Annotated in this window: 24 protein-coding genes and 1 other annotated feature; of the genes, 12 read left to right on the top strand and 12 right to left on the bottom strand. The window is 55.9% G+C overall.

The window, feature by feature from the left end:
• Nucleotides 1-29 precede the first annotated feature (29 nt).
• The 8 genes from yedF to trpL form a co-directional block, all read right to left on the bottom strand.
• Complete coding sequence (gene yedF, locus UR289_RS06120; protein ID WP_003856774.1) at nucleotides 30-263, bottom strand: sulfurtransferase-like selenium metabolism protein YedF; 234 nt, start codon at nucleotides 261-263, stop codon at nucleotides 30-32.
• Entirely contained in the window at nucleotides 260-1,471 is a 1,212-nt protein-coding gene (gene yedE, locus UR289_RS06115; RefSeq protein WP_320709444.1) for a selenium metabolism membrane protein YedE/FdhT, read from the bottom strand. The genes yedF and yedE overlap by 4 nt, the downstream gene beginning before the upstream one ends.
• Nucleotides 1,472-1,651: 180 nt before the next feature.
• Complete coding sequence (trpA, locus tag UR289_RS06110) at nucleotides 1,652-2,461, bottom strand: tryptophan synthase subunit alpha (protein WP_033145748.1); 810 nt, start codon at nucleotides 2,459-2,461, stop codon at nucleotides 1,652-1,654.
• Complete coding sequence (trpB, locus tag UR289_RS06105; protein ID WP_320709442.1) at nucleotides 2,461-3,654, bottom strand: tryptophan synthase subunit beta; 1,194 nt, start codon at nucleotides 3,652-3,654, stop codon at nucleotides 2,461-2,463. Before trpB ends, trpA begins: the two co-directional genes overlap by 1 nt.
• A 10-nt stretch (nucleotides 3,655-3,664) precedes the next feature.
• A complete protein-coding gene (gene trpCF / locus UR289_RS06100) occupies nucleotides 3,665-5,023 on the bottom strand; it encodes a bifunctional indole-3-glycerol-phosphate synthase TrpC/phosphoribosylanthranilate isomerase TrpF (protein ID WP_320709440.1) in 1,359 nt (452 codons plus the stop codon).
• A 3-nt stretch (nucleotides 5,024-5,026) separates the two neighbouring features.
• Nucleotides 5,027-6,622 (bottom strand): bifunctional anthranilate synthase glutamate amidotransferase component TrpG/anthranilate phosphoribosyltransferase TrpD, encoded by a 1,596-nt coding sequence (trpD, locus tag UR289_RS06095; RefSeq protein ID WP_320709439.1) that lies wholly within the window; start codon nucleotides 6,620-6,622, stop codon nucleotides 5,027-5,029.
• Nucleotides 6,622-8,184: an anthranilate synthase component 1 gene (locus UR289_RS06090; RefSeq protein ID WP_087822730.1), complete on the bottom strand. Its 1,563-nt coding sequence runs from the start codon at nucleotides 8,182-8,184 to the stop codon at nucleotides 6,622-6,624. The genes trpD and UR289_RS06090 overlap by 1 nt, the downstream gene beginning before the upstream one ends.
• Before the next feature lie 23 nt (nucleotides 8,185-8,207).
• Nucleotides 8,208-8,301: a sequence feature (Trp leader region), on the bottom strand.
• The gene (gene trpL / locus UR289_RS21855) at nucleotides 8,278-8,322 is read right to left on the bottom strand and encodes a trp operon leader peptide (protein WP_106993556.1); all 45 of its coding nucleotides are present in this window, start codon (nucleotides 8,320-8,322) and stop codon (nucleotides 8,278-8,280) included. (Overlaps the previous feature by 24 nt.)
• A 139-nt stretch (nucleotides 8,323-8,461) precedes the next feature.
• Between trpL and rnm the strand changes: the two genes are divergently transcribed.
• The 3 genes from rnm (at nucleotide 8,462) to rluB (ending at nucleotide 10,932) form a co-directional block, all read left to right on the top strand.
• Nucleotides 8,462-9,343, top strand: coding sequence for an RNase RNM (gene rnm, locus UR289_RS06085; protein WP_032656720.1), 882 nt, complete (start codon nucleotides 8,462-8,464; stop codon nucleotides 9,341-9,343).
• Nucleotides 9,340-9,960, top strand: a complete 621-nt coding sequence (locus UR289_RS06080; RefSeq protein WP_003856793.1) for an L-threonylcarbamoyladenylate synthase — start codon at nucleotides 9,340-9,342, stop codon at nucleotides 9,958-9,960. The genes rnm and UR289_RS06080 overlap by 4 nt, the downstream gene beginning before the upstream one ends.
• A 96-nt stretch (nucleotides 9,961-10,056) precedes the next feature.
• The gene (gene rluB / locus UR289_RS06075; RefSeq protein ID WP_023312076.1) at nucleotides 10,057-10,932 is read left to right on the top strand and encodes a 23S rRNA pseudouridine(2605) synthase RluB; all 876 of its coding nucleotides are present in this window, start codon (nucleotides 10,057-10,059) and stop codon (nucleotides 10,930-10,932) included.
• Nucleotides 10,933-10,967: 35 nt separating this feature from the next.
• Here rluB and cobO read toward each other — a convergent pair whose 3' ends face one another.
• The gene (gene cobO, locus UR289_RS06070; RefSeq protein ID WP_033145744.1) at nucleotides 10,968-11,558 is read right to left on the bottom strand and encodes a cob(I)yrinic acid a,c-diamide adenosyltransferase; all 591 of its coding nucleotides are present in this window, start codon (nucleotides 11,556-11,558) and stop codon (nucleotides 10,968-10,970) included.
• Nucleotides 11,555-12,316, bottom strand: coding sequence for a YciK family oxidoreductase (locus UR289_RS06065; protein WP_320709434.1), 762 nt, complete (start codon nucleotides 12,314-12,316; stop codon nucleotides 11,555-11,557). The genes cobO and UR289_RS06065 overlap by 4 nt, the downstream gene beginning before the upstream one ends.
• A gap of 251 nt (nucleotides 12,317-12,567) precedes the next feature.
• Here UR289_RS06065 and sohB point away from each other — a divergent pair, with 251 nt between their 5' ends.
• Nucleotides 12,568-13,614, top strand: coding sequence for a protease SohB (sohB, locus tag UR289_RS06060; RefSeq protein WP_320709432.1), 1,047 nt, complete (start codon nucleotides 12,568-12,570; stop codon nucleotides 13,612-13,614).
• A gap of 34 nt (nucleotides 13,615-13,648) precedes the next feature.
• Here the strand turns inward: sohB and UR289_RS06055 are convergent, their stop codons facing one another.
• Nucleotides 13,649-13,900, bottom strand: coding sequence for a YciN family protein (locus tag UR289_RS06055; protein ID WP_023312072.1), 252 nt, complete (start codon nucleotides 13,898-13,900; stop codon nucleotides 13,649-13,651).
• A gap of 399 nt (nucleotides 13,901-14,299) precedes the next feature.
• Between UR289_RS06055 and topA the strand changes: the two genes are divergently transcribed.
• The 6 genes from topA to acnA all read left to right on the top strand — a co-directional run bounded on the left by topA (nucleotide 14,300) and on the right by acnA (nucleotide 21,785).
• Complete coding sequence (gene topA / locus UR289_RS06050; protein ID WP_047651111.1) at nucleotides 14,300-16,897, top strand: type I DNA topoisomerase; 2,598 nt, start codon at nucleotides 14,300-14,302, stop codon at nucleotides 16,895-16,897.
• A gap of 187 nt (nucleotides 16,898-17,084) precedes the next feature.
• On the top strand, nucleotides 17,085-18,059 hold the full coding sequence (gene cysB / locus UR289_RS06045; RefSeq protein WP_008502814.1) for an HTH-type transcriptional regulator CysB: 975 nt from the start codon (nucleotides 17,085-17,087) through the stop codon (nucleotides 18,057-18,059).
• 338 nt (nucleotides 18,060-18,397) lie between these two features.
• Nucleotides 18,398-18,538 (top strand): YmiA family putative membrane protein, encoded by a 141-nt coding sequence (locus UR289_RS06040; RefSeq protein ID WP_213327741.1) that lies wholly within the window; start codon nucleotides 18,398-18,400, stop codon nucleotides 18,536-18,538.
• Between the two features lie 2 nt (nucleotides 18,539-18,540).
• Nucleotides 18,541-18,711, top strand: coding sequence for a hypothetical protein (locus UR289_RS06035; RefSeq protein ID WP_032656727.1), 171 nt, complete (start codon nucleotides 18,541-18,543; stop codon nucleotides 18,709-18,711).
• Nucleotides 18,712-18,849: 138 nt separating this feature from the next.
• Nucleotides 18,850-18,948 carry a small membrane protein YmiC gene (gene ymiC, locus UR289_RS06030; protein WP_032623144.1) on the top strand — a complete coding sequence of 33 codons (99 nt, stop codon included), beginning with the start codon at nucleotides 18,850-18,852 and terminating at the stop codon, nucleotides 18,946-18,948.
• A 161-nt stretch (nucleotides 18,949-19,109) separates the two neighbouring features.
• Nucleotides 19,110-21,785, top strand: a complete 2,676-nt coding sequence (acnA, locus tag UR289_RS06025) for an aconitate hydratase AcnA (protein WP_320709430.1) — start codon at nucleotides 19,110-19,112, stop codon at nucleotides 21,783-21,785.
• 37 nt (nucleotides 21,786-21,822) lie between these two features.
• Here the strand turns inward: acnA and ribA are convergent, their stop codons facing one another.
• Nucleotides 21,823-22,413: a GTP cyclohydrolase II gene (gene ribA, locus UR289_RS06020; protein ID WP_008501210.1), complete on the bottom strand. Its 591-nt coding sequence runs from the start codon at nucleotides 22,411-22,413 to the stop codon at nucleotides 21,823-21,825.
• A gap of 197 nt (nucleotides 22,414-22,610) precedes the next feature.
• Between ribA and pgpB the strand changes: the two genes are divergently transcribed.
• Complete coding sequence (gene pgpB, locus UR289_RS06015; protein WP_033146543.1) at nucleotides 22,611-23,378, top strand: phosphatidylglycerophosphatase B; 768 nt, start codon at nucleotides 22,611-22,613, stop codon at nucleotides 23,376-23,378.
• A 148-nt stretch (nucleotides 23,379-23,526) separates the two neighbouring features.
• On the top strand, nucleotides 23,527-23,835 hold the full coding sequence (locus UR289_RS06010; RefSeq protein ID WP_023312067.1) for a LapA family protein: 309 nt from the start codon (nucleotides 23,527-23,529) through the stop codon (nucleotides 23,833-23,835).
• Nucleotides 23,836-23,837 lie beyond the last annotated feature (2 nt).

Genomic DNA, 23,837 nt, shown 5'->3' with positions numbered 1-23,837 from the left:
ATAAAGGCCCCTCGCGAGGCCCCTGGCGATCATTTTTGAATCAAATAGCGAATGGTCGGGCCATCCTGCTGGATATCCAGCACCGTGTAGCCGTGGTTTTTCGCATCCAGCGGAATGTTGTTAATGGACTGCGGGCAGTCGCTGACCACTTCCAGAATTTCCCCTTTTTTGAGCTGCGGTAGGGCTTCAAGCGTGGCAACAGCCGGATAAGGGCAGGGTTCACCAACCATATCCAGACGGTAATCGGGCACGATCTCTTTCATGCAGCATTCTCCTGGGTTTCTGTTTTAACACTCGCGCGACGGAAGAAGCGTTTCTCCTGCGCGATAACCAGTAAAAAAGCGACCAGCAGCAGGGCATAGGTGACCAGCAGGCCGCCGAGAGGGCCGAAGGTGCTCAGCAGGTTGACCTTGTCCCAGCTCGTGGCAAGCGCCGGGGACAGATCGTCCCAGAAGTACGCCAGGATCGTCGAGCCGATAACATTTCCCAGGCCCACCCACCAGTAATGCACCTGACCTTCAACGGCGCGGTACATCCAGCCGGTTTCACACCCGCCAGCCAGCACTATACCGAAGCCGAACAGCAGGCCGCCAATGACCGCGTTAGGACCGGCCCACATGATTTTCGGTTCAACGCCGAGCTGAACATAGCTGAAGATACCGATGGCGCTGACCGCCATCCCGGCGATAATCGCCTTCGCCATCATCGTCCGGCCGGTGATCCACATATCGCGAAACGCGGAGGTAAAGCAGATCTGCGCGCGTTCAATGAGCAGGCCAAAACCCACGCCGAACAGCATCGCCAGGCCGAGTTTGGGCTGATTCATCGAAGTGCAAAGCGCCCAGGCGACCATAGCCATAAAGACCAGCATACCGAGGCGGAAACGACGACGCGCCTGGTCCGGCTTCTGGGTTAACGGTGACGCTGCGCTGACTTTTGTCATTTTCACCGGAATGCGGAACAGCGGCAGCAGGGTGAATTTTGCGCCAAAGTAAGAGCCGATGGCCGTGGCGACAGCAAAGAACCAGGCGTGAAGCGAAAACTGAGGAATCCCCGTAAAGAAAGCGGCCAGGTTACAGCCCATCGCCAGACGGGCGCCAAACCCGGCAATGATGCCGCCGACCACCGCCTGCATTATTCGAATACGGCTTTTGGGCATCCGCAACTTAACGTTGTTTGCCCACAGCGCCGCCGCGAAACAGCCGCCGAACATGCCGATGATCATCATCCCGTCGATGCGGGTAAGCGGCGTGCCGTCCAGATGAATGAGTTTAAAGTACCCCCACTCTTCGGCATGCACGCCAGCGAGCTGTAGCAACTGACCACCCCAACGGGTGAACTCGCCGGTCACGGCCCAGAAGGTGCCGGTGATGCCGAAATAGTAGGTAGAGAGAATGCCTGCCGCGATAACGGCCGGGACAGGTGACCAGAACTTAACCAGGTAAGTCTGTTTGAAGGCGTGCCATGACATGAATAAGCCTCTGAACTCAGAAGGATTAAAGATAAAAAAGAGTCCAGATCATACGCTTGCACGCCAGAATGGAAAGCCATTCACGCCGAAAATATCGACGGGATCAATTTTGAGGTAATCCGTTGTAGAAGGTGGGGAAGGAAGGGTAACCGTCTGGCAGGAAGCCAGACGGTAGAGAGGTTATGCTTTACGCGTCGCCGCTTTCATTGCGGTCACAAACGCTTTTAGCTCGGCCAGCATCTGCTCTGGCTTGTCCACGTTCTTCTCGATGATCTTCACAATTGCGGAGCCGGAGATGGCACCTGCCGCCTTCGCGTCAATCGCTGCGCTGACCTGATCCGGGGAGGAAATCCCGAACCCCTGCAGCGGAGGCGCGGCATGGTACTCGGCCAGCTTCTCCACCAGATGATGCAGCGGCAGTGCGGCTTTATTCTCGGCACCGGTCACGCCCGCGCGGGAGAGCAGGTAGGTATAGCCGCGTCCGTAAGAGGCAATCTGGCGCAGCAGGGCGTCATCGGCGTTCGGCGGGCAGATGAAAATCGGGGCGACGTTATGGCGCATGGCCGCCTGACGGAATGGCGCAGATTCCTCGACCGGCACGTCTGCCACCAGAACGGAGTCGACGCCCACGCGTGCGCACTCGGCGTAAAACTCATCGATACCGCGGTTGAACACCAGGTTGGCGTACATCAGCAGGCCGATCGGAATGGTCGGGTGCTTCTGGCGAATCGCCGCCAGCATCTCGAAGCACTGGGTCGGCGTCACGCCGGAGGCGAATGCGCGCAGGGTCGCATTCTGGATGGTCGGGCCATCCGCCAGCGGATCGGAGAACGGAATACCCAGCTCCAGCGCGTCGGCCCCGGCCTCAATCAGGGTGTCGATAATCTTCAGCGACTGTTCCGGACCCGGATCGCCCAGGGTGACGAAGGGAACGAACGCGCCTTCCTGGCGGGATTTCAGCTCTGCAAATACGTTATCGTAGCGTTCCATCAGATTTCCCCTCGTGCTTTCAGAATATCGTGAACGGTGAAGATATCTTTGTCACCGCGTCCGGAAAGGTTCACCACCAGCAGCTGCTCTTTTTCCGGGTTTTCTTTCATCATTTTCAGCGCGTGCGCCAGGGCGTGCGAAGACTCCAGCGCCGGGATGATCCCTTCGCTGCGGCACAGCGTTTTAAAGGCTTCCAGCGCTTCGTCATCGGTAATGGAGACATAGTCCGCGCGGCCGGTACTGTTCAGGAACGCATGCTGTGGCCCGACGGACGGGAAGTCGAGGCCGGCAGAAATAGAGTAAGACTCTTCAATCTGACCCTCATCGGTTTGCATCATCGGGGATTTCATCCCGAAGTAGATCCCCACGCGGCCATGCTTCAGCGGCGCGCCGTGTTCACCCGATTCAATGCCGTGACCGGCAGGCTCGACGCCAATCAGACCGACGCTGGCGTCGTCGATAAAGTCTGCGAACATGCCGATGGCGTTAGACCCGCCGCCAACGCAGGCGATCACCGCATCCGGCAGGCGACCCTCTTTATCGAGGATCTGCGCTTTGGTCTCTTCACCGATCATGCGCTGGAATTCGCGCACGATAGTCGGGAACGGGTGCGGGCCCGCCGCGGTACCGAGCATATAGTGCGAGGTTTCATAGCTGCCAGACCAGTCGCGAAGCGCTTCGTTACAGGCATCCTTCAGCGTCGCGGAGCCGCTGTGCACCGGGATCACTTCCGCTCCCATCAGACGCATACGGAAGACGTTCGGAGACTGACGCTCAACGTCTTTCGCTCCCATATAGATGCGGCATTTCAGGCCGAGCAGGGCGCTGGCAAGCGCAGAGGCCACGCCGTGCTGACCCGCACCGGTTTCGGCGATGATTTCGGTTTTGCCCATACGCTTCGCGAGCAGCGCCTGGCCCAGCACCTGGTTAGTTTTATGCGCGCCGCCGTGCAGCAGGTCTTCACGCTTCAGATACAGCGTAGTTTTGGTGCCTTCCGTCAGGTTGCGGCATTTGGTCAGCGCGGTCGGACGACCGGCGTAATTTTTCAGCAGGTCGGTAAATTCCGCCTGAAACGCCGGATCTTTCTGCGCGCTGACAAACGCTTCTTCCAGCTGGCGCAGCGCGGGCATCAGGATTTGCGGGACGTACATCCCGCCGAACTCACCAAAATACGGGTTAAGTAATGTCGTCATCTTCTCTTCCTTAATATGCACGCAGAGTTTTAAAAACCGAGGCCAGCTTGCTGGCATCTTTGATACCCGGTTGGGACTCTACGCCTGAATTGAAATCGAGGCCTGCGCAGCCGGTTTTAGCGGCTTCTACGCAGTTATCCGGGCTTAATCCGCCCGCCAGCAGGACGTTGTCCAGCTTTTCGGCGTTCAGCAGCGACCAGTCAAAACGCTGGCCGGTACCGCCCTGGCCGTTATCGAGGACGTATTTATCCACATGGTTCAGGTTACGCGAGGGCAACGTATCGCCAACGCTTTGCGCTTTCCAGATTTGCACCTGTGGTGCCAGCGCGGCGCGCAGGGCATCGATGTAGCTCTGGTCTTCATCGCCGTGGAGCTGCACCGCGCTCAGGGATAACGCCTCGGCTTTTGCCGCAACGTCTGCAATATCTGCATTGCGGAAAACGCCCACGTAGCTAAGCGGAGCCGCTGCGATGATCTTACGCGCCTGCTCTTCGCTGACCGCGCGTGGAGAGGAATCGACAAAGATCAGCCCGCCGTAAATCGCCCCGGCTTCATACGCGGCCTGGGCATCCTGTTCGCGGGTTAAGCCGCAGACTTTATTTTCACCCAGCAGCACGCGACGCACGGCCGCGTTGAGATCGTCATGTTCCATCATGGCGGAGCCAATCAGGAAACCGTTGGCGAAGTGGCTCAGCTCGCGCACCTGGGCGTAGCTGTTAATGCCGGATTCGCTGATCACCGTGACGCCAGACCCCAGACGCGGCGCCAGCTGACGCGTACGGTTAAGGTCAATGGACAGGTCGCGCAGATCGCGGTTGTTAATGCCGACCACTTTGGCTTCCAGCGCAATCGCGCGCTCCAGCTCCTCTTCGTTGCTCACTTCGGTCAGCACGCCCATGTTCAGGCTGTGCGCCACGGCGGAAAGCTGGCGATACTGCTCGTCGTCGAGCACTGAGAGCATCAGCAGGCAGGCGTCGGCCTGGTAAAAACGCGCCAGCCAGATCTGATACGGGTCGATAATAAAGTCTTTGCACAGGATCGGCTGCGGCGCGATGCCGCTGACGATCGGCAGAAAATCGAAGCTGCCCTGAAAATATTTCTCATCCGTCAGCACGGAGATGGCTGAAGCATGATGCTTATAAATGCCGGCAATACGCGCCGGGTCGAAATCGTCACGAATAACGCCTTTGGACGGGGACGCTTTTTTGCACTCAAGAATAAACGCGGTGCGCGTACCCCGCAGGGCGTCATAGAAACGACGGCTGCTCGGGACGACGTCATTCTGGAAACTCGCAAGCGGCTGCTGTTGCTTGCGGGCTTCCACCCAGATGGCCTTATCGGCAACGATTTTCGCTAAAACGGTCTGCATTCTTTACCCTCTTGCCGCAAGTGCGGTAACGCGATCGTAAGCTGCACCGGAGCGCAGTACATCCAGAACTTTTTGAACGTTGGCCTTCAGGTCTTCCTCACCGTGCAAACGCATCAGCATGGCGACGTTGGCAGCAACGGCGGCCTCATGGGCGACCTCTCCTTTACCTTGTAATAAGCGCGTGAGAATGTCACGGTTTTCTTCCGGCGTACCGCCTGACAGCGCTTCCTGATGGTATGGCGCAAGGCCGAAGTCGGCAGCCTCCAGCTGATAGCTCAGAATTTCGCCGTCGCGCAGTTCGGCCACCAGCGTCGGGGCATGAAGAGAAACCTCATCCATACCGCCGCTGTGCACCACGGCGGCACGCTGATAACCCAGCACGCGCAGCGTCTCGGCAATCGGCAGTACCAGCTCAGGGCTGTAAACGCCAATCAGCGCCAGCGGCGGGTGGGCCGGGTTGATCAGCGGGCCGAGCACGTTAAACAGCGTGCGGGTTTTAAGCTGCTGACGAACCGGCATTGCGTGGCGGAAACCGGTGTGATACTTCGGCGCAAACAGGAAGCAGACGCCCAGGTCATCCAGCGCTTCACGGGAACGCTCGGCGTTCATATCGAGGTTAATACCGAATGCGGCGAGCAGATCGGAAGAACCTGACCGGCTGGAAACGCTGCGGTTACCATGCTTCGCGACCTTCAAACCGCACGCCGCAGCCACGAAGGCGCTGGCGGTGGAGATATTGATGCTGTTACTGCCGTCACCGCCGGTACCGACGATATCTGCAAACTGATAGTCCGGGCGCGGGAACGGGGCGGCATTTTCCAGCAGGGCCGTAGCGGCACCGGCGATCTCCTGCGGGCTTTCGCCGCGCACCTTCATGCTCACCAGCGCGGCTGCCAGCTGTTCCGGCTTCAGCTCACCGCGAACCACGGCGGAGAAGAGCTGATGGCTCTCCTGCTGGCTCAGGGTCTGCGCCTGATACAGTTTTTCCAGAATCGGCTGCAGGGTATTGGTCTGCTCCAGCTTCTGTAACGCCCAGTCGAGCGTCTGCTCCAGCAGGCGGGCGCCGTGGGAGGTCAGGATCGATTCCGGGTGGAACTGCAGGCCGCAGACGCGGTCCGCATCGTGGCGCACCGCCATCACCATGCCTTCAAACGAGGCGTTGATCGTCAGCCCGGCGGGAATATTGCTGCCAACCAGCGAGTGATAGCGCGCGACCGGGAGCGGGTTCGGCAGGCCGGCAAACATCGCCTGGCCGTCATGTTCAATGCTGGACGCTTTACCGTGCAGGATCTCACCCGCCTGGCCAACGTAGCCGCCATAGGCTTCAACAATCGCCTGATGGCCGAGGCAGATGCCGACGATCGGCAGTTTTCCGCGCATGCGGGTCAGCAGCTCCGGCATACAGCCGGCTTCACTCGGTGCGCCTGGCCCCGGGGAGAGCATCAGCACCGGGTTTTGCATGGTTGCCAGACGGTCAATCAGGGTCTGGGCCGGAACGTGGTTGCGGTAGATAACGACGTTGTGGCCATTCGCACGCAGCTGATCTGCCAGGTTATAGGTAAAGGAGTCGATATTATCGAGCAGCAGAATGTCAGCCATCAGAAAATCTCCTGTGCATGGTGTGCGGTAGCAATGGCGCGAAGGACCGCACGGGCTTTACTGCGCGTTTCGTCAGCTTCAGACTGCGGAACAGAATCAAGAACAATCCCCGCACCCGCCTGGACGGTGGCGATACCGTCTTCGACATAGGCGGAGCGGATTACGATGCAGGTGTCGAGATCGCCGTGCGCGGTGAAGTAACCCACCGCGCCGCCGTAGCTGCCGCGACGGCGTCCTTCGGCGGCGGCAATCAGCTGCATGGCGCGCACTTTCGGCGCGCCGCTGAGGGTGCCCATGTTCATACAGGCGCGGTAGGCGTGCAGTACGTCGAGATCGTGGCGCAGCTCGCCAACCACGCGGGAGACCAGGTGCATCACGAACGAATAGCGGTCGACTTTGGTCAGGTCCGCCACGTAGCGGCTGCCGGGAGTACAAATGCGTGCCAGATCGTTACGCGCCAGGTCAACCAGCATCAGGTGCTCGGAGAGTTCTTTGTGGTCGGTACGCATTTCGAGTTCGATGCGGCTGTCCAGATCGCGGTCAAGCGAGCCATCGGCGCGACGCCCGCGCGGACGGGTTCCGGCAATCGGGTAGATCTCAATCTGACGGCTGGTGGCATCGTACTTCAGCGAGCTTTCCGGCGAGGCGCCGAACAGCGTGAATTCGTTGTCCTGCATGAAGAACATGTAAGGGCTTGGGTTACTCTTTTTCAGCACGTCGTAGGCTGCGAGCGGCGACGGGCAGGGCAGCGAGAAGCGACGGGACGGCACGACCTGGAAAATTTCCCCGGCGCGAATCGCTTTTTGCATCTGGCGAACCACGGCGCCGTACTGATCGTCAGTCTGGTTAACGTCGCAGGTCATTTTCTCCACGCGCTGCACCGGCAGCGCGGGTGGTGCTTCCGTCATCTGCTGCTGCAGCTGAGCGATGCGGTGCTCAAGACGGTTTTTCTCAGCGGCAGACGGCGTGAACAGGCTTGCCTGGATGCGGGTGTATTGCTTCTGGTGGTCGATCACCAGCAGCGTTTCAGCCAGATAGAAGCAATAATCCGGGCAGCGATTACCCTGCTCGGTTTCCGGCAAATCTTCAAAACCGGCAACCAGGTCGTAAGCAAACAGCCCGCCGAAGAACATCGCTTCACGCTCGTCTTGCGGCACGGTGACCAGATTCTGCAGCAGGCGGAAGGCATCGAAAACGGACAGGGAGCAGAGGCGCGCGTCTTCGTCCAGCAGCTGGCTCACCGGCGGGAAATGCAGAATGCGCATTTCTGGATGATGTTCGTTTTCAATGCCTGAAGGCAGGGCGGCATCCAGCAGCGGCAGCAGCGATGCGCCATTGTCTGATAATGCCTTGATGGTGACAGTGTCACCTAAAGCGGTAATGCGCAGCGCGCTATCGACCAGCAGCAGGCTTTTGAGATCGTCCTTGCTGTCGATATCCGCCGATTCCAGCAGCAGCGTTGCCGGACGTGCCCCGCACACCTGATGAAACAGCGCGGTCGGGTTGTGGCGATAGGCCGCCTCGCAGGTCAGCAGTTCGAGATGAGGTTTGGCTGTTTGCATGTTGTTGTTCTCATATTTTGTTCAAAAAAAAGCCCGCTGGGTAGCGGGCGGGTATCTGTTTGCATTTCGCAGACGCGTGACACTGCCCGAAGATCAGGAAGTGCGCCACCAGCCGTGCAGAGTGAAATGTGCGGTCATTTTCAGATACCTTTCTCGTGTGAACTTGCGTACTAGTTAACTAGTTCGATGGCAAGTTGTCAACCCTTGATTTCAGAATTTCGCGTTAAGTCGGTATCATGGTGTTTTCGGATGTCTCCAACCTGTTATGGGAAGTGCTTTGAGCGATACCACCTACGCCATTATTTATGATTTACACAGCCATACTCAGGCCTCTGACGGCCTGCTGACACCCGAAGCCCTGGTTCATCGCGCCGTTGAAATGCGTGTCGGCACGCTGGCGATAACCGATCACGATACGACAGATGCCATTCCGGCGGCGCGCGCCGAGATCGCCCGCAGCGGGCTGGCGCTGAATCTGGTGTCCGGCGTCGAGATCTCGACCGTCTGGGAAAACCATGAGATTCATATTGTTGGCCTGAATATCGATATAGACCATCCGGCACTTACGGCATTTTTGCAAGAACAAAAAACGCGCCGCAATCAGCGCGCAGAGATGATCGGCGAGCGTCTGGAAAAGGCGCATATTCCGGGCGCGCTGGAAGGCGCGCAAAAGATGGCGAACGGCGGGGCGGTCACCCGCGGTCATTTCGCCCGTTTTCTGGTCGACGCGGGCAAAGCGACGACTATGGCGGACGTCTTTAAAAAGTATCTGGCGCGCGGTAAAACCGGATACGTTCCGCCACAGTGGTGTACAATAAAACAAGCTATTGATGTGATTCATCATTCTGGCGGTAAGGCCGTGCTGGCCCATCCTGGGCGGTATAATCTTTCTGCTAAATGGCTGAAAAGGCTGCTGGCACACTTTGCCGAATGCGGTGGCGAGGCGATGGAAGTCGCCCAGTGTCAGCAGGCGCCCAACGAGCGCGCGCAGCTCGCGACCTATGCCCGCCAGTTCGGCCTGCTTGGGTCACAGGGCTCTGATTTCCATCAGCCCTGCGCGTGGATCGAACTGGGGCGCAAGCTCTGGCTGCCTGCTGGCGTTGAGCCGGTCTGGCAGCTCTGGGAACAGCCGCAGCAAATTGAAGAGAGGGAAGTATGAGTCAGTTTTTCTATATCCATCCGGATAACCCGCAGCCACGTCTGATCAACCAGGCCGTGGAGATCGTCCGCAAAGGCGGCGTGATTGTCTACCCGACCGATTCAGGCTACGCGCTGGGCTGTAAAATTGAAGATAAAGGGGCAATGGAGCGCATTTGCCGTATTCGCCAGCTGCCGGACGGCCATAACTTTACCCTGATGTGCCGCGATCTCTCTGAGCTGTCGACCTATGCGTATGTTGATAACGTGGCGTTTCGCCTGATTAAGAACAACACGCCCGGTAACTACACCTTCATCCTGAAGGGCACGAAGGAAGTACCGCGTCGTCTGCTGCAGGAGAAACGCAAAACCATCGGCATGCGCGTGCCGTCGAACCCGATTGCGCAGGCGCTGCTGGAAACCCTCGGTGAACCGATGCTCTCCACCTCGCTGATGCTGCCCGGAAGCGAGTTTACCGAGTCCGATCCGGAAGAGATCAAAGATCGCCTGGAGAAGGTGGTCGAGCTGATTATTCACGGCGGCTATCTCGGCCAGCAGCCGACCACCGTGGTCGACTTAACCGAAGATGCACCGGAAGTGATTCGTGAAGGCGTGGGTGACGTAAAGCCTTTCTTGTAAAGGTATAAGCAGATATACTACGCGGCCATCAAAGCAGGGCTCAGCCCTCTTTTGACCTGATTCGACGCCTGTGAAGGCGACACCTGAGGAAGCTCAATGAGCGAGAAGTTACAGAAAGTGCTGGCGCGTGCCGGCCACGGTTCACGCCGTGAAATCGAAGCCATTATTGAAGCGGGCCGCGTGAGTGTGGACGGTAAAATCGCCACGCTGGGTGACCGCGTAGAAATCGTACCGGGGCTGAAGATCCGCATCGACGGTCATCTTATCTCCGTTAAAGAGTCCGCGGAACAGATCTGCCGCGTGCTGGCTTACTACAAGCCGGAAGGCGAGCTGTGCACCCGCAACGACCCGGAAGGTCGTCCGACGGTGTTTGACCGTCTGCCTAAACTGCGTGGCGCTCGCTGGATTGCCGTCGGCCGCCTGGACGTGAACACCTGCGGTCTGCTGCTGTTCACCACCGATGGTGAACTGGCAAACCGTCTGATGCACCCAAGCCGTGAAGTGGAACGTGAATACGCGGTGCGCGTATTTGGCCAGGTTGACGAAAATAAACTGCGCGATCTGTCGCGTGGCGTTCAGCTGGAGGACGGTCCTGCGGCGTTCAAAACCATCAAGTTTACCGGTGGGGAAGGCATTAACCAGTGGTACAACGTGACCCTGACCGAAGGCCGTAACCGCGAGGTGCGTCGTCTCTGGGAAGCGGTAGGCGTGCAGGTTAGCCGCCTGATCCGCGTCCGTTACGGCGACATTCTGCTGCCGAAAGGTCTGCCGCGCGGTGGGTATACCGAACTGGATCTGACCCAAACCAACTACCTGCGCGAGCTGGTCGGCCTGACGCCGGAAACCACCTCAAAAGTGGCGGTGGAAAAAGATCGTCGACGCATGAAGGCGAATCAGATCCGTCGCGCAGTGAAGCGACACAGCCAGGTGAGCAGCAGCCGCCGCTCCGGCAGCCGTAACAACAACGGTTAATATAAAAGCCCGGTCAACGAACCGGGCTTTTTTCTTTAGTAATCAATTCCAATTTGCGCTTTGATGCCTGCATCAAACGCATGTTTGACCGGACGCAGCTCGCTGACGGTATCGGCCATCTCCAGAATATCCCGATGACATCCGCGCCCCGTAACGATAACCGTCTGGTGTACAGGACGATTCATCAGAGCATCCAGCACGGCTTCCAGCGGCAGGTAGTCGTAGGCGACCATGTAGGTGATCTCATCCAGCAGAACCATATTCAGAGAGGGATCGGCCAGCATTCTCTTTGCATGCTCCCAGACGGCGAGACAGGCGGCGGTGTCGGTTTCCCGGTTCTGAGTATCCCACGTAAACCCGGTCGCCATCACCTGAAACTCAACGCCGTGAGGCTCAAGTAAATTCCGCTCACCGTTGGGCCATTCGCCTTTGATAAACTGGATCACGCCCACTTTTTGCCCGTGTCCAACGGCGCGTGTCGCCGTGCCGAATGCGGCGGTGGTTTTCCCTTTTCCGTTGCCGGTAAAAACGATGACGATCCCACGTTCGTCCTGGGCTGCCGCGACGCGCGCATCGACCTGTTCTTTCAGACGCTGCTGGCGCTGCTGATGACGTTCTTCACTCATTGCGAAATTCCTGGTTTACGTCCCGGCTGGGCGTCAAAGGTCATCCCGGTTTTGCGGCGGCTGTCGTCGCCCATCAGCCAGAGATAGAGCGGCATAATGTCTGCCGGGGTTTTCAGCTTCTGCGGATCTTCGCTCGGGAACGCGCTGGCGCGCATTTTGGTGCGCGTACCGCCCGGGTTAATGCAGTTTACGCGCAGATGGCGGCTCTGGTACTCCTCCGCCAGCACCTGCATCATGCCTTCGGTCGCGAATTTTGAAACGGCATAGGCTCCCCAGTTTGCGCGTCCTTCACGGCCAACGCTGGACGAGGTAAAGACCAGGGACCCGGACTCGGATTTGAGTAATAAAGGAAGCAATGCTTGTGTGAGGAAAAACGTGCCGTTGACGTTGACCTGCATCACCTGCTGCCAGATATCTGGATCCTGTTCATCCATCGGACGAACCTCGCCTAACAAACCGGCGTTATGCAGCACGCCGTCGAGTCTCGGATAGTGAGCGCTGATGCGCTGGGCTAATTCCTGGCACACCGCGGGCGTGCAGGTCAGTAAATCGAGCGTATACCACGGGGCCGGCGTGCCGCATACGGCCTCAATCTCCTGGGAGACGTTTTTCAGTTTTTCTTCGTTGCGCCCGATCAGAATGACGTTGGCGCCATATTCGGCGTATGTCAGGGCTGCCTCGCGGCCAATCCCGTCGCTGGCACCGGTGACAAGAATAATCCGGTTTTGCAGCAGATTTTTTTGCGGTTGATAATGCACGGTGACTCCTCAGGCGACCGGTGACGCATTGGCGCCTTTATGATGACTTTTCGGCTTTATGCCCGAATTAGCCTAATAATTCAATCAGTCTACAGGACGCATTACTGTAAAATTAACAATTTGCAAATATTTAAACTCCAGTCCGGGGATTCCTGAAGGCTGCTCGCAGAGGTAATGTCACGAGCGAGACGCATGGGCAGGGCTGTTGTACACTGCCGTGAAAGATTCGTGGTTAAATCAAGGTGGAACGCGTGGAATTACTTTCTCAATATGGGTTGTTTTTGGCCAAAATCGCGACGGTGGTGGTTGCCATTGCGGTGGTAGCCGTTCTGATTGCCAACCTGACGCAGCGCAAGCGTCAGCGTGGGGAGTTACGCATCACCCGCCTGAGCGAGCAGTATAAAGAGATGCAGGAAGAGATGTCTCTGGCGCTGCTTGATAGTCATCAACAGAAACTCTGGCTGAAAGCACAGAAGAAAAAGCATAAACAGGAAGCCAAAGCGGCAAAGGCAAAAGCAAAGCTCAATGCGCCGCAGGATAAGGCCACGTCACGCGTCTATGTGCTCGATTTTAAAGGCAGTATGGATGCGCATGAAGTGTCATCTCTGAGGGAAGAAGTGACTGCCGTTCTGGCCGTGGCGACACCGCAGGATCAGGTTGTCGTGCGTCTTGAAAGCCCGGGCGGGGTGGTTCACGGTTACGGACTGGCCGCCTCACAGCTGCAGCGCCTGCGTGAAAAACAGATCCCGCTGACCGTTGCCGTGGATAAAGTGGCCGCGAGCGGTGGCTACATGATGGCCTGCGTGGCGGACAAAATTGTTGCCGCGCCGTTCTCCATTATTGGCTCGATCGGCGTGGTCGCACAAATTCCGAACTTTAACCGCTTCCTGAAAAATAAAGAGATTGATATCGAACTTCACACGGCGGGTCAGTACAAACGTACCCTGACGCTGCTGGGGGAAAACACGGAAGAAGGGCGTCAAAAATTCCGCGAAGATCTCAACGAAACGCATCATCTCTTTAAAGATTTTGTACACCGTATGCGCCCAACGCTCGATATTGAACAGGTCGCGACGGGCGAGCACTGGTACGGCGTCCAGGCGCAGGAGAAAGGGCTGGTGGATGAAGTCGGAACCAGCGACGATCTGCTGCTCAATCTGATGGAAGGCCGGGAACTGGTGGGCGTGCGCTTTACCCAGCGTAAGCGACTCCTTGACCGCTTTACCAACAGTGCGGCAGAAAGCGCGGACCGTCTGCTGCTGCGCTGGCTACAGCGCGGACAAAAACCGCTGCTGTAAACAAAAACGCGAGGCATATGCCTCGCGTTTTGCATTAATCGACCAGGTGATATTTCTCTGAAAGCGTATGCGCCAGGTATTTGAACATGTTAAAAACGGCGGTGCTTTTCGGGGTCGGTAAACCCTGTTCGTCAAGGAAGTATTCGCCGCTGAAAATCAGCACGCCATTACGCTGCTCTACGCCGGTGGCTTCAATGCCCGCCAGCGTATCTTCATGGTCACGGATAAGCTTGTTTGCTTCGATAAGCAGAGAGGCTCGGTCAATAGGTTGGGTCGTATTCTGCATAATCCACTCCTTAAACAGTGACAATAGTCTACGCCGAGGGCGCTTTGGGGGCAAATTTTCCCTGTAATGTGAGGGGATAAGGTGCAGGGTCCTGGCTGGCGGGATCTGCTTTTGCATGCTAATAAAGTTGCGTAACGAATTTTATCAGGTAGAGTGTGCGCTTTCGTCATTCTGGCAACAGAATTGCTTGACATTCAACCGGGAATTCGTCACGAATTACACGAGATGTGAGAAAAATACCCGAAAACTCAATCACCTGGGCGTCTTCTCATTAACGTCCGGTAAGTCAAAGGGGTTGATATCTCCTGACGCAGTCGCAATATCATTGGCTCGTCGTCAGCGGAAGGGAAATCAACGTGCGGCGTATTCCTGGAAGAATTAAATTAGGTAAAGGTGAATATGGGTAAAGCTCTCGTCATCGTTGAGTCCCCGGCAAAAGCCAAAACGATCAATAAGTATCTGGGTAATGACTACGTGGTTAAGTCCAGCGTCGGTCATATCCGCGATTTGCCGACCAGTGGCTCAGCCAGCAAAAAGAGCGCAGACTCTACCTCCACCAAAGGGGCTAAAAAGCCTAAAAAGGATGAACGTAGCGCGCTTGTCAACCGCATGGGTGTTAACCCATGGCATAACTGGGATGCACAATATGAAGTGCTGCCCGGGAAAGAAAAAGTCGTTAACGAGCTGAAGCAGCTTGCTGAAAAAGCAGACCACATCTATCTCGCAACCGACCTTGACCGCGAAGGGGAAGCCATTGCGTGGCACCTGCGGGAAGTGATCGGTGGTGATGACAAACGCTACAGCCGTGTAGTGTTTAACGAAATTACGAAGAATGCGATTCGTCAGGCGTTTGAGAAGCCGGGCGAACTGAATATTGACCGCGTAAACGCACAGCAGGCTCGTCGCTTTATGGACCGCGTTGTGGGCTACATGGTCTCTCCACTGCTGTGGAAGAAGATTGCCCGTGGCCTGTCCGCAGGGCGTGTGCAATCCGTCGCCGTGCGTCTGGTCGTTGAGCGTGAGCGCGAAATTAAAGCCTTCGTGCCGGAAGAGTTCTGGGAAGTCGATGCCAATGTGACCACGCCGGGCGGTGACGCTCTGCCGCTGCAGGTGAGCCATCACAACGACAAGCCTTTCCGTCCGGAAAACCGCGACCAGACCATGGCCGCCGTAGCGCTGCTGGAAAAAGCACGCTATCAGGTGCTGGAACGTGAAGACAAACCGACCAGCAGCAAGCCGGGTGCGCCGTTTATTACCTCCACGCTGCAGCAGGCTGCAAGCACGCGTCTGGGTTATGGCGTGAAGAAGACCATGATGATGGCCCAGCGCCTGTATGAAGCGGGCTACATCACCTACATGCGTACCGACTCAACCAACCTGAGCCAGGACGCTGTTAATATGGTTCGCGGCTACATCAGTGACAATTTCGGTAAGAAATACCTGCCGGAAAGCGCTAACCAGTTCGCCAGCAAAGAGAACTCTCAGGAAGCACACGAAGCGATTCGTCCTTCTGACGTCTCGGTGTTAGCGGAATCTCTGAAAGACATGGAAGCTGACGCGCAGAAGCTGTATCAGCTGATCTGGCGCCAGTTCGTGGCGTGCCAGATGACGCCAGCGCAGTACGACTCCACCACGCTGACCGTTGGTGCGGGTGAGTTCCGTCTCAAAGCGCGCGGTCGTATCCTGCGTTTCGACGGCTGGACGAAGGTGATGCCAGCGCTGCGTAAAGGTGATGAAGACCGAACGCTGCCGGCGGTAAATAAAGGGGATGAGCTCTCGCTGGTTGACCTCGTGCCAGCCCAGCACTTCACCAAGCCGCCTGCGCGCTTCAGTGAAGCGTCCCTGGTGAAAGAGCTGGAAAAACGCGGTATTGGTCGTCCATCGACCTACGCGTCCATCATCTCGACGATCCAGGACCGTGGCTACGTACGCGTTGAAAACCGCCGTTTCTATGCGGAAAAAATGGGTGAGATCGTCACTGACCGTCTGGAAGCAAACTTCCGCGAGTTGATGAACTACGATTTCACCGCGCAAATGGAAGACAGCCTCGACCAGGTTGCCAGCCATCAGGCGGAATGGAAAAAGGTACTCGACAGCTTCTTCAGCGACTTTACCGACCAGCTTGAAAAAGCGGAGAAAGACCCTGAAGAGGGCGGCATGCTGCCTAACCAGATGGTTCTGACCAGCATCGACTGCCCAACCTGCGGCCGCAAGATGGGGATCCGCACCGCAACCACGGGCGTATTCCTTGGCTGCTCCGGCTATGCGCTGTCACCAAAAGAGCGCTGCAAAACCACCATCAACCTGGTGCCTGAGAACGAAGTTCTCAACGTGCTGGAAGGTGACGATGCGGAAACTAACGCTCTGCGTGCCAAACGCCGCTGCAAGAAATGCGGCACGGCAATGGACAGCTACCTGATCGATCCAAAACGTAAGCTGCACGTCTGCGGTAATAACCCAACGTGTGACGGGTATGAGATCGAAGAGGGCGAGTTCCGCATTAAAGGCTATGACGGCCCGATTGTGGAATGCGAGAAGTGCGGCTCTGAAATGCACCTGAAAATGGGGCGTTTCGGTAAGTACATGGCCTGTACCAACGACGAGTGTAAAAACACGCGCAAAATTCTGCGTAACGGCGAAGTGGCTCCTCCGAAGGAAGATCCGGTTCCGCTGCCAGAACTGCCGTGCGAGAAATCCGACGCGTATTTCGTGCTGCGTGATGGTGCCGCAGGTGTCTTCCTGGCCGCCAACACCTTCCCGAAATCGCGTGAAACGCGCGCGCCGCTGGTGGAAGAGTTGCATCGCTTCCGCGATCGTCTGCCTGAGAAACTGCGTTATCTGGCCGATGCGCCACAGCAGGATCCGGAAGGCAACAAAACCGTGGTACGGTTTAGCCGTAAAACTAAGCAGCAGTATGTTGCGGCCGAGAAAGAGGGTAAAGCGACCGGATGGTCAGCCTTCTTTGTCGATGGCAAATGGGTCGAAGGCAAGAAATAATCTTCCCTTACCGTAACTTACCTGTAAAAGGGCCGGATTTCCGGCCCTTTTTTATTGCCTTGTTATTATTTTTTGTTCCGTACTATACAGTCAGGCTATAAATGATATAGTGGTTATAGTTAACCTGTTTCTTATTATTAAATCGTCTTAAGCGATTGACCGCATGCGCTAAATCGGATGGTCTGGCATGAAATTACAGCAGCTTCGTTATATCGTTGAGGTGGTGAATCATAACCTTAACGTCTCTTCTACCGCCGAGGGGTTGTATACCTCGCAACCGGGCATCAGCAAACAAGTTCGTATGCTGGAGGACGAGTTAGGTATCCAGATATTTGCCCGCAGCGGTAAGCATCTCACCCAGGTGACGCCTGCGGGGCAGGAAATCATCCGCATTGCGCGGGAAGTCCTCTCTAAAGTCGACGCAATTAAGTCGGTGGCAGGGGAACACACCTGGCCGGATAAAGGTTCGCTGTATATTGCCACGACGCATACCCAGGCGCGCTATGCGCTTCCCGGCGTTATCAAAGGCTTTATCGAGCGTTATCCCCGCGTCTCTTTGCATATGCACCAGGGCTCGCCAACGCAAATTGCTGAAGCCGTTTCCAAGGGGAATGCAGACTTTGCCATCGCCACCGAAGCGCTTCACCTGTATGACGATCTGGTGATGCTTCCATGCTATCACTGGAACCGTTCTATCGTGGTGACCCCCGATCACCCCCTGGCGGGCAAAGGGTCGGTGACTATCGAAGAGCTGGCGCAATATCCGCTGGTAACGTATACGTTTGGCTTTACCGGACGGTCCGAGCTTGATACGGCCTTTAACCGGGCAGGGTTAACGCCGCGCATTGTCTTTACCGCGACGGATGCCGACGTGATTAAAACCTATGTGCGACTTGGTCTGGGGGTGGGCGTTATTGCCAGCATGGCGGTGGATCCGGTGTCAGACCCTGACCTGGTGCGTCTTGATGCGCATGATGTTTTCAGTCATAGCACCACAAAGATTGGCTTCCGTCGCAGCACCTTCCTGCGCAGCTATATGTATGATTTTATTCAGCGCTTTGCCCCTCATTTAACGCGTGACGTGGTTGATACCGCCGTTGCATTACGCTCAAATGAAGATATTGAAGAGATGTTTAAAGACATCAAACTCCCCGAAAAATAATCACACCCGGTATCTTTCCCTTAGGGAAAGATACCGAAATAACGCCTCAAAGCTAAATTAGAATTATCATCATCTGCGTATCCCCTGTCATATAATGTCATTATCCATTTAATCCGCATGGTTATAATGTCGTGAATTGGCGACAAAAGTAGAAACTAATTTACGCCTTCGCAAATTTTTCTTTTCAATTATTTATTTCTGGTCAAAAGATTGAATATTTCATACCTTCCGGTGCGTAAATTCACTGGCTTTTCGGCTAAAGTTTCTTTAGGATTTATCTCAACAGATGATTAATTGTACCAATTGTTTGGTCCTAAATGATAAGCGATGTCGATTGTATGAGGTTAGCAATGCCTTCAGGAAGTGAAGAACCGCAAAGGGATCCTGCGCTCAAGCGTAAAGCCTGGCTGGCGGTCTTTCTCGTCTCTACCCTGTTTTGGGTGGTGGTTGCTCTCCTTGCCTGGAAATATTGGGGTTAAATATGGCAGTGACGGTACGTACAGAAACGGTAAAACAGATGTGTCAGCATCGTGACAACGGCCACAGAGGGCGTAAAGCACCTGCGACTGTTGTACCCGCGTCCTGGAAACTGACGCCGCAGCAGCAAGCGTTTATTGATGTGTTCGCAGAAGACGAACCCAAAAAACAATAATTTAGTTAATTGCGTAATGATGCAAATAGTCTGAATATCGACTCTGCACTTTCGTACTCTTTAATAAATACACATCAGCAATATAGCACTGAGGACTTACCTCGGAACTTTTAATAAATAATGCCTGGTGTCCCTATGATGAATAACATGACGTCTCACAAATACTGGTCATGGATCGGCGTTTTTACCGTGTCGATTCTGTTCTGGAGTCAGCTCATCTGGTTGGCCCTCCACTAAATTGTAAAACCTCGCCACGGCGGGGTTTTTTGTTTTCCCTTTCTGGACCAATCCTAAATTTATCAATTTGGGTTGTTATCAAAACGTTACGACATCTTTGTGTTATCTTTAATTACGGCCCTGATGATTGTCGGGGCATCTCTGTGATTAAGGAGGAGCTTATGTCGTTAACCCTACGCGAAGCCAGTAAGGATACGTTACAGGCAGAAAATAAAACCTGGCATTACTACAGCCTGCCGCTGGCTGCCAGAACGCTTGGGGACATTTCGCGTTTACCCAAGTCATTGAAAGTTTTACTGGAAAATCTATTGCGCTGGCAGGACGGTGACTCTGTCACCCTCGATGATATCCAGGCGCTGGCAGGGTGGCTGGAAAATGCCCATGCCGACAGAGAAATCGCCTACCGCCCGGCCAGGGTGCTGATGCAGGACTTTACCGGTGTTCCTGCCGTCGTTGATTTAGCCGCGATGCGCGAGGCCGTTAAGCGTCTCGGCGGAGATACGGCAAAAGTGAATCCGCTTTCCCCCGTTGACCTCGTCATTGACCACTCCGTAACCGTTGACCGCTTTGGTGATGACGACGCCTTTGGCGAGAACGTGCGTCTGGAGATGGAGCGCAACCACGAGCGCTACGTGTTCCTGAAGTGGGGGCAGCAGGCGTTCAGCCGGTTTAGCGTGGTCCCGCCGGGTACCGGTATTTGTCACCAGGTTAACCTTGAATATCTGGGTAAAGCCGTCTGGAGTGAATTGCAGGATAAAGAGTGGGTCGCCTATCCGGACACGCTGGTGGGCACGGACTCCCATACCACCATGATCAACGGTCTGGGCGTGCTGGGCTGGGGCGTCGGGGGTATCGAAGCGGAAGCGGCCATGCTCGGCCAGCCGGTGTCCATGCTTATCCCTGACGTGGTGGGCTTCAAGCTCACCGGCAAGCTGTCTGAAGGCATTACCGCCACCGATCTGGTGCTCACCGTCACCCAGATGCTGCGTAAGCATGGTGTGGTGGGCAAGTTTGTAGAATTCTACGGGGATGGTCTGGATTCGCTGCCGCTGGCCGACCGCGCCACCATTGCCAATATGGCGCCGGAATACGGTGCAACCTGCGGCTTTTTCCCCATCGATGACGTCACGCTGCAATACATGCGCCTTAGCGGGCGCAGCGAAGAGCAGGTCGCGCTGGTGGAGGCCTATACCAAAGCGCAGGGCATGTGGCGAAACCCGGGCGATGAACCGGTCTTCACCAGCACGCTCGAACTCGATATGGGAAGCGTCGAGGCGAGCCTCGCCGGACCGAAACGTCCACAGGATCGGGTTGCGCTGAGTGACGTGCCAAAAGCCTTTGCCGCCAGCAATGCCCTTGAAGTGAACGTGGCGCAGAAAGATCACCGTCCGGTCGACTATGTTCTGAACGGACATCAGTATCAGCTCCCGGATGGCGCGGTTGTTATTGCGGCTATTACCTCCTGTACCAACACCTCGAACCCCAGCGTCTTAATGGCGGCCGGTCTGCTGGCGAAAAAGGCGGTAGAGCTTGGGCTAAAACCTCAGCCATGGGTCAAGGCCTCGCTGGCACCGGGTTCCAAAGTGGTATCGGATTACCTGGCGCAGGCCAAACTGACGCCGTACCTTGACGAACTGGGCTTTAACCTCGTGGGCTACGGCTGTACGACCTGTATTGGTAACTCCGGCCCGCTGCCTGAACCCATTGAAACGGCGATCAGGCAGGGTGACCTGACGGTAGGCGCGGTCCTGTCCGGTAACCGAAACTTTGAAGGGCGTATTCACCCGCTGGTGAAAACCAACTGGCTCGCCTCACCGCCGCTGGTTGTGGCATATGCCCTTGCAGGGAACATGAATATCAACCTGGCGACCGACCCGATTGGTCACGATCGCAAGAACGATCCTGTATACCTGAAAGATATCTGGCCATCTTCACGTGAAATCGCGCTGGCCGTTGAAAAGGTCTCAACCGAGATGTTCCGCAAAGAGTATGCGGAGGTCTTTGAAGGCACGCCGGAGTGGAAAACCATCAACGTCGTGGGCTCAGATACCTACGACTGGCAGGATGACTCGACCTATATTCGTCTGTCGCCGTTCTTTGATGAGATGCTGGCCGAGCCGGCACCGCTTAAGGATATCCACGGCGCGCGCATACTGGCGATGCTGGGAGATTCCGTCACGACCGACCATATCTCTCCGGCGGGGAGTATCAAAGCCGATAGCCCGGCAGGCCGTTATCTGCAGAGCCGGGGCGTCGAACGCCGCGATTTTAACTCCTACGGCTCGCGTCGCGGCAATCATGAGGTCATGATGCGCGGGACCTTTGCCAACATCCGCATTCGTAACGAGATGGTACCGGGCGTGGAAGGGGGCATGACGCGCCATCTGCCGGGGACGGAAGTGGTTTCGATCTATGATGCGGCGGTCAAATATCAACAGGAAGGTACGCCGCTGGCGGTGATCGCCGGGAAAGAGTACGGTTCCGGCTCCAGCCGCGACTGGGCGGCGAAAGGTCCGCGTCTGCTTGGCGTTCGCGTGGTTATCGCCGAATCGTTTGAACGTATTCACCGCTCGAATCTGATCGGTATGGGGATCCTGCCGCTCGAGTTCCCGCAGGGCGTGACGCGTAAAACGCTGGGACTGACCGGGGAAGAGCAGATTGAGATTAGCGGTCTGCAAAACCTGCAGCCGGGTAAAACGGTGCCGGTGAAGTTAACGCGGGCAGACGGGAAAATCGAGGTGCTGGATTGCCGGTGCCGTATTGATACGGCAACCGAGCTGACCTATTACCAGAACGACGGCATTTTACATTATGTGATTCGTAAGATGCTGGACTGATGAAACGAGCCCGGCACCCGTGCCGGGCTTTTTAGCATCACTCTTTCAGCAGATGGCCCATTTTCGCGGCTTTGGTATCCAGGTAGTGGGCGTTCTTCGGGTTACGGCCGACAATCAGCGGTACGCGCTCGACGATGTTGATCCCCGCTTCGGTCAGGATCTCCACTTTTTTCGGGTTATTGGTCAGCAGGCGAACTTCGTCGACGCCCAGCAGCTTGAACATATCGGCGCATAAGGTGAAGTCGCGTTCGTCAGCGGCAAAGCCAAGCTGATGGTTTGCTTCAACCGTATCGTAGCCCTGGTCCTGAAGCGCGTAGGCGCGGATTTTATTCAGCAGACCAATATTACGACCTTCCTGACGGTGATAAAGCAGCACACCGCGGCCTTCTTCTGCAATATGAGACAGGGCGGCTTCCAGCTGGAAACCACAATCACAGCGCAGGCTGAACAGCGCGTCGCCGGTAAGACACTCTGAATGGACGCGGGACAGAACCGGCGTCTGCCCTGAAATGTCACCATAAACCAGCGCGACATGATCCTGTCCGGTTGCCAGTTCTTCAAAACCCACCATCAGGAAATCGCCCCATGGGGTTGGCAGTTTGGCTTCTGCCACACGTTTAAGCTGCATGTGATTCTCCAGAGTAGGCTGACACGTTTCGTGCCTTTGCCCTGTTTTGCTTTCTGTATCAGTTCATTTTGCCACAAGCTCAGCAGGTTCGCCTAATGGGCACCATGCTATATGAACGTTAAACGCACGATCCGACATATCCACCAGGATGATTAATTTCAGTTATGATTGTGACGCTTAGCGAAAAAGGAGAAGACATGCTTTCAATCGCCAGACGTACGGCAGCAGGTGCGGCCATTTTACTGATTATGCCTCTGGCCGTATGGCTTTCAGGCTGGATGTGGCAGCCCGGGCATAATGCCACGTGGCTGAAAACGTTATACTGGATAACGGAAACGGTCACCCAGCCGTGGGGGATTATTACCCACGTACTCCTCTGCGCCTGGTTTCTGTGGTGTCTGCGCTTTCGTCTGCGCGCGGCGCTGATGCTCTTTGCGATCCTCGGGGGCGCTATCCTTGTCGGTCAGGGCGTGAAGTCCTGGGTTAAAGATCGCGTTCAGGAGCCGCGTCCTTTTGTCGTCTGGCTGGAAAAAACGCATCATGTTCCGGTAGATGAGTTCTACAATTTAAAGCGTAAAGATCGTGGCGCGCTGGTGAAAGAACAGCTTGCGGAACAGCAGGATATCCCGAAATTCTTGCGCAAACACTGGCAGAAAGAGACCGGGTTCGCGTTTCCTTCCGGCCACACCATGTTTGCGGCCAGCTGGGCGTTGCTGGGGGTTGGGCTGCTTTGGCCAAGGCGTCGAACGATCACTATCGTGGTTTTACTGATCTGGGCGACGGGGGTTATGGGCAGCCGCCTGCTGCTGGGAATGCACTGGCCGCGCGACCTGGTCGTCGCCACGCTCATCTCATGGCTGCTGATTATGATGGCGACCTGGCTCACTGAACGATTCTGCGGCCCGCTAACGCCACCGCCAGAAGAGAAAGAAGAAATAGCCGAAAGGGACCAGACAGACGCCTGACGGTTGATATTCCGCATTTTGCCCATACATCCATGACCTGCGCGTCACTTTTTCCGTTTCGCGCTCGTCGCTAAAATGGTAGTTTATAAGGCTGATTGCGGTGAATTGAACACACTTTATTCGCTTGAACCACATAACGGGAAGTAATGTGAAATATTTACTCATTTTCTTACTGGTATTGGCGATTTTTGTCATTTCAGTCACGTTGGGTGCACAAAACGATCAGCAGGTGACGTTTAACTATCTGCTGGCTCAGGGTGAGTATCGCGTCTCGAGCCTGCTGGCGGTCTTATTTGCTGCCGGCTTTGCCATTGGCTGGCTGGTTTGCGGTCTGTTCTGGCTGAAAGTCCGTGTTTCTCTTGCGCGCGCTGAACGTAAAATTAAGCGACTCGAAAATAACATTGCCCCTGCGTCTGACATCCCGGAAAGCTCTGGTGTGCCGGTCGTGAAGGAATAATC

It is taken from the genome of Enterobacter sp. 302C9, from assembly GCF_034106085.1.
GTDB lineage: Bacteria > Pseudomonadota > Gammaproteobacteria > Enterobacterales > Enterobacteriaceae > Enterobacter > Enterobacter asburiae_B.
This window is presented reverse-complemented; position numbering and strand designations above follow the sequence as displayed.

Excerpts from the sequence above, each read along its gene's own strand:
- yedF (WP_003856774.1), bottom strand. The coding sequence starts at position 263 with ATGAAAGAGATCGTGCCCGATTACCGTCTGGATATGGTTGGTGAACCC.
- yedE (WP_320709444.1), bottom strand. The coding sequence starts at position 1,471 with ATGTCATGGCACGCCTTCAAACAGACTTACCTGGTTAAGTTCTGGTCA.
- trpA (WP_033145748.1), bottom strand. The coding sequence starts at position 2,461 with ATGGAACGCTACGATAACGTATTTGCAGAGCTGAAATCCCGCCAGGAA.
- trpB (WP_320709442.1), bottom strand. The coding sequence starts at position 3,654 with ATGACGACATTACTTAACCCGTATTTTGGTGAGTTCGGCGGGATGTAC.
- trpCF (WP_320709440.1), bottom strand. The coding sequence starts at position 5,023 with ATGCAGACCGTTTTAGCGAAAATCGTTGCCGATAAGGCCATCTGGGTG.
- trpD (WP_320709439.1), bottom strand. The coding sequence starts at position 6,622 with ATGGCTGACATTCTGCTGCTCGATAATATCGACTCCTTTACCTATAAC.
- UR289_RS06090 (WP_087822730.1), bottom strand. The coding sequence starts at position 8,184 with ATGCAAACAGCCAAACCTCATCTCGAACTGCTGACCTGCGAGGCGGCC.
- UR289_RS06080 (WP_003856793.1), top strand. The coding sequence starts at position 9,340 with ATGAGTCAGTTTTTCTATATCCATCCGGATAACCCGCAGCCACGTCTG.
- rluB (WP_023312076.1), top strand. The coding sequence starts at position 10,057 with ATGAGCGAGAAGTTACAGAAAGTGCTGGCGCGTGCCGGCCACGGTTCA.
- cobO (WP_033145744.1), bottom strand. The coding sequence starts at position 11,558 with ATGAGTGAAGAACGTCATCAGCAGCGCCAGCAGCGTCTGAAAGAACAG.
- UR289_RS06055 (WP_023312072.1), bottom strand. The coding sequence starts at position 13,900 with ATGCAGAATACGACCCAACCTATTGACCGAGCCTCTCTGCTTATCGAA.
- topA (WP_047651111.1), top strand. The coding sequence starts at position 14,300 with ATGGGTAAAGCTCTCGTCATCGTTGAGTCCCCGGCAAAAGCCAAAACG.
- cysB (WP_008502814.1), top strand. The coding sequence starts at position 17,085 with ATGAAATTACAGCAGCTTCGTTATATCGTTGAGGTGGTGAATCATAAC.
- UR289_RS06040 (WP_213327741.1), top strand. The coding sequence starts at position 18,398 with ATGAGGTTAGCAATGCCTTCAGGAAGTGAAGAACCGCAAAGGGATCCT.
- UR289_RS06035 (WP_032656727.1), top strand. The coding sequence starts at position 18,541 with ATGGCAGTGACGGTACGTACAGAAACGGTAAAACAGATGTGTCAGCAT.
- ymiC (WP_032623144.1), top strand. The coding sequence starts at position 18,850 with ATGAATAACATGACGTCTCACAAATACTGGTCATGGATCGGCGTTTTT.
- acnA (WP_320709430.1), top strand. The coding sequence starts at position 19,110 with ATGTCGTTAACCCTACGCGAAGCCAGTAAGGATACGTTACAGGCAGAA.
- ribA (WP_008501210.1), bottom strand. The coding sequence starts at position 22,413 with ATGCAGCTTAAACGTGTGGCAGAAGCCAAACTGCCAACCCCATGGGGC.
- pgpB (WP_033146543.1), top strand. The coding sequence starts at position 22,611 with ATGCTTTCAATCGCCAGACGTACGGCAGCAGGTGCGGCCATTTTACTG.